This is a genomic window from Chamaesiphon sp. OTE_20_metabat_361 (assembly GCF_031364565.1).
Genome location: NZ_JANLWO010000382.1, coordinates 1 through 8,090, shown reverse-complemented (window position 1 = coordinate 8,090; position 8,090 = coordinate 1). Strand labels below are relative to the sequence as shown.

The 8,090-nt window shown below is 48.4% G+C and carries 9 protein-coding genes and 1 tRNA gene; 3 read left to right on the top strand and 7 right to left on the bottom strand.

The genetic code is table 11. The features are described 5' to 3' along the window. Positions 1-380, top strand: a 380-nt coding sequence (locus tag RMO35_RS11225; RefSeq protein ID WP_309741262.1) for a hypothetical protein, incomplete at its 5' end; no start/stop codon positions are given. Here RMO35_RS11225 and RMO35_RS11220 read toward each other — a convergent pair. From RMO35_RS11220 to RMO35_RS11210, 3 genes are all read right to left on the bottom strand, one after another. Next, positions 372-1,871 carry a serine/threonine-protein kinase gene (locus tag RMO35_RS11220; protein ID WP_309741259.1) on the bottom strand — a complete coding sequence of 500 codons (1,500 nt, stop codon included), beginning with the start codon at positions 1,869-1,871 and terminating at the stop codon, positions 372-374. The genes RMO35_RS11225 and RMO35_RS11220 overlap by 9 nt on opposite strands. 211 nt (positions 1,872-2,082) lie before the next feature. Beyond that, the gene (locus RMO35_RS11215) at positions 2,083-3,222 is read right to left on the bottom strand and encodes an anhydro-N-acetylmuramic acid kinase (protein WP_309741254.1); all 1,140 of its coding nucleotides are present in this window, start codon (positions 3,220-3,222) and stop codon (positions 2,083-2,085) included. A gap of 75 nt (positions 3,223-3,297) precedes the next feature. Beyond that, positions 3,298-4,287 (bottom strand): transposase, encoded by a 990-nt coding sequence (locus RMO35_RS11210; RefSeq protein WP_396135653.1) that lies wholly within the window; start codon positions 4,285-4,287, stop codon positions 3,298-3,300. Positions 4,288-4,863: 576 nt separating this feature from the next. Between RMO35_RS11210 and rpsP the strand changes: the two genes are divergently transcribed. Beyond that, complete coding sequence (rpsP, locus tag RMO35_RS11205) at positions 4,864-5,121, top strand: 30S ribosomal protein S16 (protein ID WP_309741252.1); 258 nt, start codon at positions 4,864-4,866, stop codon at positions 5,119-5,121. Further along, complete coding sequence (locus tag RMO35_RS11200) at positions 5,118-5,564, top strand: KH domain-containing protein (protein WP_309741248.1); 447 nt, start codon at positions 5,118-5,120, stop codon at positions 5,562-5,564. Before rpsP ends, RMO35_RS11200 begins: the two co-directional genes overlap by 4 nt. A gap of 242 nt (positions 5,565-5,806) precedes the next feature. Here the strand turns inward: RMO35_RS11200 and RMO35_RS11195 are convergent, their stop codons facing one another. The 4 genes from RMO35_RS11195 to RMO35_RS11180 form a co-directional block, all read right to left on the bottom strand. Further along, complete coding sequence (locus RMO35_RS11195; RefSeq protein WP_309741246.1) at positions 5,807-7,051, bottom strand: gamma-glutamyl-phosphate reductase; 1,245 nt, start codon at positions 7,049-7,051, stop codon at positions 5,807-5,809. A gap of 11 nt (positions 7,052-7,062) precedes the next feature. Further along, on the bottom strand, positions 7,063-7,566 hold the full coding sequence (locus RMO35_RS11190) for a hypothetical protein (protein ID WP_309741243.1): 504 nt from the start codon (positions 7,564-7,566) through the stop codon (positions 7,063-7,065). 77 nt (positions 7,567-7,643) lie between these two features. Continuing rightward, positions 7,644-7,715: transfer RNA gene (locus RMO35_RS11185), tRNA-Gly, on the bottom strand. Positions 7,716-7,885: 170 nt separating this feature from the next. Then, positions 7,886-8,090, bottom strand: a 205-nt coding sequence (locus RMO35_RS11180; protein WP_309741240.1) for a DUF3553 domain-containing protein, incomplete at its 5' end; no start/stop codon positions are given.

Here is an 8,090-nt window from a genome sequence, read left to right as displayed (position 1 = left end):
GCGAGCGTTTGATGCCGATCGAACTTAATCCATTGCGGTATGGGGGCATGGGACTAGGAAATCTAGTTTTTCACGCATTAGGTGTCGATCCTTATGCTTGTTTTGCGGCAGATCTCGAACCCGATTGGCAAAAAATCTGGCAGGACAACCCAACCGATTTATTTGCCTTCTTTATTGCCTATAACGGTGCGAAAATTAATCCTAGAGACTATCGCCCAAATCGCGAGGAACTTAAAAAGCAATTTACAAAAATTCTCCTCGAACGAGACTTTGACTACCAAAATCAGTTGGTATTTGGCATTTATATACTCCAAGAAACCAGCCAAAATCTAGCTAGATTATTGGAGATTGAGTTTGATGACTATTTTGAATTAATTTAAGTTCTTCTTAGAAATTTGCCGCTGAAGACTGGCAACTAGCTTGGGCTTGAGTGATTCTAATTCCTCTTTGAGCGATCGCTTGCTTTCCTTAATTTGCCCGTGGGTAGCAGGGCTATTTTGGCTTTCTAACGACCATTCTTTGAGCAGTTGAATTTTTCGCAGCGGCACCTTACCCTCGATCGTACAGACACAGCGTTCGTCTCCTTCAAGGGCAAATAAGATCAAACGGTAACTACCAGTTTGGGTGAGGACTTGGAGTGTTTTTTCGCCGATCGGTTTTTTGAGATCGAGATAGCAGGGCAACATCCGATGTTGCTGTTCGGTTTGGTACAGCGTTGTCAGCCACAGCAACATTGGATGGGGCGCACCCACGAATAAAAACTGTGCATGTGGTTTATTGTTACGATATTTTTCGATCTCACTACGCGAGAGCATGATCCACATCGTTGCCAATTCGGTATTTTGATGCTCAATGAGCTGCGGAAAGACGATCTCAGCTCTGGGCTTATCTTTTGGCCACACACTTTGCAAACAGATCGCTTCGATAGTATTAGTTTGCGGCGCTGGGCGAACTTCGTTAGAAACTAAGCTATTGGAGAAAGCAGCAGATCGATCGGGTACTTGCTCGATCTGAGTCAGGACGTTGAGCACTTCCGTGACACTGCTCGGGCGTTGTACGGCAGTTTTAGCCATGCACTGATTGACAATATCCATCAATGCTGGCGGTAAGTCTAGTCTGGCTTTGACTTCGCTAAATGACTTGGGGGTTTGGTAGTGATGCGACTGAAACCATCCTTCAAAGGAACTGGCTTTGGGCTTCAAGGGGAGTTCCCCCGTGAGCATCTGAAACATCATGATGCCCAAACTATAAATGTCCGCCCGATTGTCCAAGGTTTTGCCATCCATCTGTTCGGGCGAACAGTATGCAGGCGTACCCATAAAGCCAGTCGGCGAATCATCGGATTTGAGCAACGCAATCCCAAAGTCCAATACTTTGACTAATTCCCCGAGCGTGGCATCTTTGATAATAATAATATTGCTCGGCTTGATATCCCGATGGACGACTTGAGTGACATTCCCGTCGATCTCAATTCCATCATGGGCGCACTGTAACCCCAGACAAATTTGCCGCATGAAGCTAAAAAACTTCGGTAGTGGCATAGGTTTATTTTGCATCGCCTCCTTGAGACTTTCGCCCTTTAGAAATTCCATCACATAAAATGGCATTTCCTCATCATCGACACCATAATCGCGCACCTTGACGATGTGGATGCTCTTTTCGCCCAATAGCGCACTGATAGTGGCTTCGCGCATAAACCTGTCTCGCACCCGCTGGTTGATTTTGGAGCGCGACAAAAATTTGACGGCAACAATTACGCCCCCCAAAAGTGTATCTTTGGCTTGATACACTTGCCCCATCGAACCTTTCCCCGCGATCTCAAGTAATTGATAGCGTTGAACTAGTAAGCGACCATAGTATTCATCTCTCACGCGATCGACGCCTCCATGTCAGTCAATAAGGAGATTGCCAACACATTAATATTATTACCAGACTGAAGATAAAAATTGAACATTAAAACGAAAGCGATCGGGGGTACTAATTCCAGACCTCAGATAGGTCATGCTAAACAGACTAGGTGCCCAAATTAATCGGGTTAAACTTGAGGACAGCGATTGATGCACTATTTCAAATATACCCAATTCAGTAGACAGGATGGACATCGCCTAATAGTACCGCTTGCTTTGCGCCTGTCGCCAGCGGGAAGTTGCCCGGAATCCCGCACTTGCGCCAATATGCCAAGACGGCAAAAGCAATTGCTTCTTTATAATCGCCATCTAGCCCCGCAGTATCGGTTGTCTCGATCGCGATATGGGGTAAATGATGCTCCAGACGTTGCCGTAAATACAGATTGCGACTGCCCCCGCCGCAGAGCAAGACCCGATCTGGCAGTCGTGGCAAAAAGCGACGGTAACTATCAGCGATACTACTAGCTGTAAAATCGGTCAGCGTTGCCAACAGATCCGCCGCACTCAAATCGGCAGCGGTGGCATCCAACAGACACGCTTGCAGATACTCGGCACCGAATAGCTCTCTGCCCGTCGATTTGGGGGGTACAGCGCGAAAGTAATCCTCCTCTAACCATTTTTGAACTAAAGATTTGCAACTGCGCCCAGTCGCCGCCCAGGCACCATCTCGATCGAACGTCAGTTTACCCTGGCTTAATTGGGTCACAGCTAGATCGAGCAAACTATTTCCCGGTCCGGTATCCCATCCGCAGACTTGCCGCTCCCAGTCGGGCTGGTTATGGGGTGGGAGATAGGTAACATTCCCAATGCCGCCGATATTTTGGACGCAGCGATGCTCGCTCGGATGACCGAGGAGGTAAGCATCGGGCTTGGGTACCAGAGGCGCACCCTGCCCGCCCGCCGCAATATCCGCCGCCCGAAAATTATCGATCGTTTCGATCTGCGTCATTGCCGCAATTAGTTCGCCCCGTCCGAGCTGAAGACTGTAACCCATCGCTCGATCGGTGGTCGGGCGATGGTAGAGCGTTTGACCGTGAGAGCCGACTAGTACTGCCAATGGTCGATCGACCTGAATCGCCTGCACCGCTTGGGCAAAGCAGTCGGCGATCGCATCATCTAAAGCGGCAAGTTCTAGCAGCGATAACCGCTCGCCACTACAGACCGCCAAGATTTGCGATCGTATCGCGTCAGGATAAGGATAGGTCGCTCCTGCTAACAATTCCACTCGCAAATCGAGGGTCGTCCCAGCAATTTCGACCAAAGCAGCATCGATACCATCGACTGATGTCCCACTCATTAACCCAATTACTTTCATATCAGCTCCGTTTTCAATGGGTAAATCCCCCCGCTTGGTGCGCTTCCATGGTCGGGGAACCCGATTGGTGACAAGTTAAGGCGCAAGTGCAGTTGTCAAGCAGGGTGGAGAGGACGGCTCAAAGAAAAATGGCCCTTCCCTACTCACTCGTTCTGGGAAGGGGTCAATAATCAATTTCTTGAATGGTTTGCGGATAGATTTAACAACTCCCAGATCTTGATTTTCAGGAGCGGCAAAATATTTAACAGGGTCAGTAGCTAAACCCTTGTGATGAGCGACATAGAAATGATAGATACCACGATAAATCATCTCTAGAGAAATGCGGTCAAAAGGAAGAGATACCTCCGCAGCAACAGCATCACCGAGATCGACTAACACAGCATAAAATAGCCAAGTCCCCCAGAGTTGTAATTGAATGCCATTGAGTGAACCCGTCCAGATATAACTCAAGCCCAACAACCGTTTAACCGGATTAAATGCTTCTTCGATTCGCCACCTTCTGCCATACAAATCGGCAACTACATCGGGAGGTAAAATCAGTGGGTCAAGTACACTAGTCAGATAAGCGAGCTTTTCGGGGGAAGCTTCCCCCGAAAACGTCGCGTAAGAACACCAAGTTTTCCCCACTCTAATTTCGACTAATCTCATTGTGATGCAGGGGATTGTCTTTGTGCCAGCACCCATTTTAACAACTCGGTCGCGGATACTGTAACTATCTGTGAATACTCGCTCAAATATTTCGGCAGGAAATGTCAGGAATCGCTGTGATAGTCCTTGTTGGCTAACTTGTGTTGGTTCGCACCAGAGAAATCCTTCCCTGGCAAGTATTCTGCTCAGTTCTCTGACTCCAGCTACGTCTCGCCAAATTAGTGTCAGTACTGCTGCTACCATCAGCGGCAGATTCAAGATTCTATCTCTCATTCCGAGTTGGCGATAGTATTTCTCTTGTGCTAGTACTGCTGGTGTAACTAGCTCTTCTAATTGTGCTGCGATCGCCTCCTCTTCCATCCTCGGACGTTGTTGTCGCTTCGCGTGGTCACGATTTGTTGTCCGCTTTTTAGGCATCTGTCAAACTTGGTTCTAACTCTGTGCTAGCCCCAGTTTGACATCAAATCTTTCTCTCCTTGACAAACCTCGGTTTTTCTTAACTTGTCACCAATCGGGGAACCCGATTAGTGACAAGTTAAGCTTCGACCTGCCAAGGCAGAGCTTCGCTATCGCAAGTTTCAAGCAGGTTTGACGATTTATCAATCGACCAATCCATCACATGTCTAGCGATCGAGAACCTTTGTACTTCGATCGAGTCAGAAAAACTCAAACTCCACATTTAGCTTGTTCATCTCAAACAACCACTAACCTTAACTTGTCAGGAATGGGGGAACCCGACGGTTTTGCGGCGTTTTTATTCGGGGGTTCCCCCCGAATAAAAAAACGACAAGACAGCGAGACAAGAAAGGGGGGATTCTCTAGGGTTTGCAAGTGCTAATCTATACTTTTTAAACATTCTTTTAGCGCCCCTGCTGACTAGCGCTCACATCATCAATGACTCAATCTCCAAATATTGGCAACTGCTGTGCTATGATTGGAAGGCTGTGGGTCAATAATCCAACTCACCAATATTACCAGCTAAACTGCTTCAACATGATTAAAATTCGGCTCAAAAGATTTGGTAAAAAGCGGGAAGCTAGCTACCGTCTAGTAGCAATGCAAAGTACGAGCAGACGCGATGGTCGCCCACTCGAAGAACTAGGCTTTTACAACCCCAGAACTGACGAAGTTCGCCTTGATACCGAAGCGATTCTCAAAAGACTCCAACAAGGCGCTCAGCCCACCGATACCGTCCGCCGGATTTTAGAAAAAGCGAACGTGCTCGAACAAAAAGGTATCAAAGCAACGTGACATTTTCGACCCCTCAACCTAATTTGCCGGACTACGAGCAACTAGTCAAATTTTTGTTCCAACCGTTTTTGAGCGCACCGGACGCCCTGAGCATCGATTGTGAATATACGATCGAGCGTCAGCGAGTCTGGATTCGGGTAGCGATCGCCAGTGCCGACCAAGGCAGTGCGTTTGGTCGAGGTGGCCGAAATATTCAGGCAGTGCGGACGATTTTACAAGCAGCCGCCACCGCAGTCGGTCAATCCAGCCACCTCGATGTTTATGGGAGTAGTAGCTCTAAATATCGCGACTCAGACGAGCAGCAGGAGCATTCTGCCAGCAGCATTCCAGAAGAGAATCGTCCGCCCCGGATCAAGCCCACTCGCAAATCGGCAGACGGTGAAGAACGGCGCAGTAGCAGTAATGATAGTTCTAGCGTTCCGCCACCGCGTCCGCGTCGCTAGCACCCGATGGCGCTTGCCGTTACCATTTCCGCAGACCAGATCTTTTTCCGGTATTTAAATCAAAGTTGAAAAGGGACAATTTCTGAAATTGTCCCTTTTTCACAAGCATCCGATCTCATCTTGCACCAGCGACAAATAGGGAAGCTCAGCACTATTCCCTATTCCCTATTCACACTTCGGCTGTCGCTCAGTGCAAGCTATCCACTATTCCTTATCCCCTATCCCCTATCCCCTCGTTTAGCTCACCCCATTGTGACTTGCTGAGTGGCAATTAAAGCGGCTAAACCGATCGAGCCACGTTGGGCACCTGGATAATTAGACATCCCCAGCAAAATGCGATCGCATCCCCGCTGGTGGCGATAGAAGCGTGGCGAAGCATTGATATAGACGCAAGCACTATTAATCCCAGCCACGAATTGCTGGGATTCTAAATATGAGTCGGTCACGATACAATCAGCGTGACCGCTGCTGTAGCGGTCGATCGTCGCGATCGCCTCATCGACATTTTGAACGGACTTAAAGGCAATATTTTTACGCAGATAGGGCTGGTACCACTCGTCATCGTGGGCTAGCCGTAAGTACTCGCTATAGTTGGCTACTAATTCTCGATCGCCGTAAAGTTGAAAACCCCGATCTTTTAAGCTTTTCCAGAGTGTCGTCAAGGATGTCAAAGATCTGTCGGTATGGATCAACACTTTCTCGATCGCATTAACAGCATCTGGTTCGCCGATATGACTGTCGCAAATTGCGTGCCGGACTAGCTCTAAATTCCCATTGGCACCCCAATACAAATAGCAATTCCCGATCGCTGCTGGCAAGATCGAGACGGTTGCCTGTTGCGTTACCTGATGGATCAAACTCGGTCTACCATAGCAGATAGCTAGATTAACTTGCTGAGTATGTGCTAGTAGCTCGTATAACAGTCGCGGATTGGGGTCGATGATTTGAATGGCATCGGGGGAGACAGCGGATTGTTCTAGCCCCTTTCTGAGCGCCATCGCGATCGCCAGATTGGTATGTTGAGTCTCGGCACCGCCTCGGAGAACGATACTATTTCCTGTTTTGATGCTCATCCCAGCAGCAATTGCCCCCAACTCCGGTAAGGCTTCGTAGATAAAAGCGATCGTCCCGAGCGGTTTAACTTGGCTATAGCTATGCCGATCTCCTGCTTGTGCGCCCGGATCGGGATTGCCATAGATCGACGACAGTTCGCCCAGCCGATACAATAAATCGATGTACCGCCCCAGTCGTTCGGGAGTGAGTTTGAGCCAATCGAGGAGCAGATCGGCGATCCCTAATTCGCGACTTGCCTCCAGATCGAGAGTATTGGCTTCAAGGATATCTTGAAATGCCGATCGCAAGGCAGTCGCCATCGATCCGATCGCTTGTTCGCGCTGCTTACTGCTAGTCAAAGCCAGATGTTGTCCGGCGTGGTTTGACTGCGCTAGGATGCTAGCTAAGCTGAGGTTGGCATTCGCATGTTCCATAAAAGAGGTGTTTAACCTTGGTCGAATAACCAGAGCGTAATGACGATAAGGACGATAATAGCGATCGCTATTGATATTACAAGATTGAGGAGCGGACTAGTCAGGATCGCTCGACAATATAGTTGCAATAGTAACAGCACTAGCCCGATCGCGCCTAGTGTTTGCATCCAAATTGCCCAACTCTCGTGCCGAGATGCCCAAAAAGACCCTTGTGGTAGCGATCTGAGCACTTGGAGCCGTTTGCCATTCCAATAATAGCGGCGCTTGTAGGGGTAAGTGGCTGCTAATTCCTCGATCGCCAAACCATCGGCTTGCAACACAAAGAGGCGATGGCAGCGATCGCAGCCAAAGGCTTCCGTCAGGACGATATGTTGCAGTTTGCCATGCAGATGGCACGGGCAAGGATATTCTTGGTCTAAATGAATCTTGTGGTGAGGAGGTGTCACAATATCTTTTTTTAGTCCGTCTCGATCGAGCGGTGGTAATGACACAAAAATAACTAATGCTATGTTCATAGCATATAAAAAAGTCTCCCGAATTGGGAGACTTCTTTACAATCAATCTAATTTTACAGATATATTTTGGATATCCAAGCGGGAGACGCGATTCGAACGCGCGACATCAACCTTGGCAAGGTTGCGCTCTACCACTGAGCTACACCCGCATCAGGTGTTTTAATCACATCTACTATACTCGCATGAGTTTGAGCGATTGTCAACATCTGGGTCGAAAATTAGATGGGAGATGGGAGATGGGAGGTGGGAGATGGGAGATGGAAGATGGGTGTGGGGGAATTTTAGATGAAAACGGTATCAAACACGATCGAGTGCGTCGCTACTCGATTTTTTGCAAGCCGACAATTTTGGGATCGATAATTTTCTGACCGAGATTGGGAAATTTAATCGCGACAGATTGCTTGTTGCCAGTACCGAAAACATGTGAAATTTGACCAACCCCAAAGCTGCGATGAATGACGCGATCGCCAACGCGCCAGCCAGTTGTTTGATTAGTAGCGTTGCCGACGGTTTTCGGCTCTTTA